At 64.1% G+C, this 1,488-nt stretch carries 2 protein-coding genes; both read right to left on the bottom strand.

From position 1 onward, the window contains the following. The coding region (locus AC0L2L_RS33275) for a GFA family protein (RefSeq protein WP_473584010.1) at positions 1 to 365 on the bottom strand (365 nt) is incomplete at its 3' end. 67 nt (positions 366 to 432) lie between these two features. Further along, positions 433 to 1,488: S-(hydroxymethyl)glutathione dehydrogenase/class III alcohol dehydrogenase (locus AC0L2L_RS33270; RefSeq protein ID WP_473584009.1), on the bottom strand; the 1,056-nt coding region annotated here is incomplete at its 5' end.

Here is a 1,488-nt window from a genome sequence, read left to right as displayed (position 1 = left end):
CGCTCGGGGTGGATGAAGGACAGGCCCTTGAAGGCATGGTCGCGCTCGACCGGGCCGTACATGTGGACGCCGCAGCCGGTGCAGGCATGGCGCTGGATCAGCGCCGAGGGATCGACCACCTTCAGCTTGTCGCCGTTCTCGGTGACGGTGACATCGCTTGTGCCGGCAACCGCCACCACCGAGAAGATCGCGCCGTCCGGCTTCCAGCATTTGGTGCAGCCGCAGGCGTGGTTGTGGGCGATCTGGCCCTTGACCTTCACCTTCACCGGGTTGCTGGTGCAGGCGCAGACCAGCGTGCCGCCGGTGAAGGAAGCGCTTTCCCTGGGCAACCCATTGTCGATCTTCGGATGCAGTTTCTCAGGCATTTTATTCCTCCCTTGTTGAACCCGTGCAATTCAGTCGCTGGCCCTTCGGTCGGCGGCTTTCTTCTCCTCAGTAAACCACGACACTGCGGATCGACTTGCCCTCATGCATGAGGTCGAACCCCTTGTTGATGTCCTCGAGCTTCAGCGTGTGGGTGATCATCGGGTCGATCTGGATCTTTTTGTCCATGTACCAGTCGACGATCTTCGGCACGTCGGTGCGGCCGCGCGCGCCGCCGAAGGCGGTGCCCATCCAGGTCCGGCCGGTGACCAGCTGGAACGGCCGGGTCGCAATCTCCTGGCCGGCGCCGGCAACGCCGATGATGACCGACTTGCCCCAGCCGCGATGCGAGGCTTCCAGCGCCTGGCGCATCACCTTGGTGTTGCCGGTGCAGTCGAACGTGTAGTCGGCGCCGCCGATCTGGTCGGCGCCGCGCTTGGTCATGTTGACCAGGTGCGGCACGATATCGCCGTCGATCTCCTTCGGATTGACGAAATGCGTCATGCCGAAGCGCTCGCCCCATTCCTTCTTGTCGTTGTTCAAATCGACGCCGATGATCATGTCGGCGCCGGCCAGGCGAAGCCCCTGGATGACGTTCAAGCCGATGCCGCCAAGGCCGAAGACCACCGCGGTCGCGCCTTGCTCGACCTTGGCGGTGTTGATCACCGCGCCGATGCCGGTGGTGACCCCGCAGCCGATGTAGCAGATCTTGTCGAAGGGGGCGTTGGGATTGACCTTGGCCACCGCGATCTCCGGCAGCACGGTGAAGTTGGAGAAGGTCGAGCAGCCCATATAGTGGAACAGTTTTTCGCCGCCGACCGAGAAGCGCGAGGTGCCGTCGGGCATCAACCCTTGGCCCTGGGTGGCACGGATGGCGGTGCAGAGGTTCGTCTTCCTCGACAAGCACGACGGGCACTGCCGGCACTCGGGCGTATAGAGCGGGATGACGTGATCGCCCTTCCTGACCGAGGTGACGCCCTTGCCGACATCGACGACGACGCCGGCGCCCTCATGGCCGAGGATCGCCGGAAAGATGCCTTCCGGATCGGCGCCCGACAGCGTGAACTCGTCGGTGTGGCAGATGCCGGTCGCCTTGATCTCGACCAGCACCTCGCCGTCGCGCGG

It is taken from the genome of Mesorhizobium sp. WSM4832 (assembly GCF_055811115.1).
The sequence above is the reverse complement of the archived record's forward strand: the minus strand, read 5'-3'. Positions and strand labels throughout refer to the sequence as shown.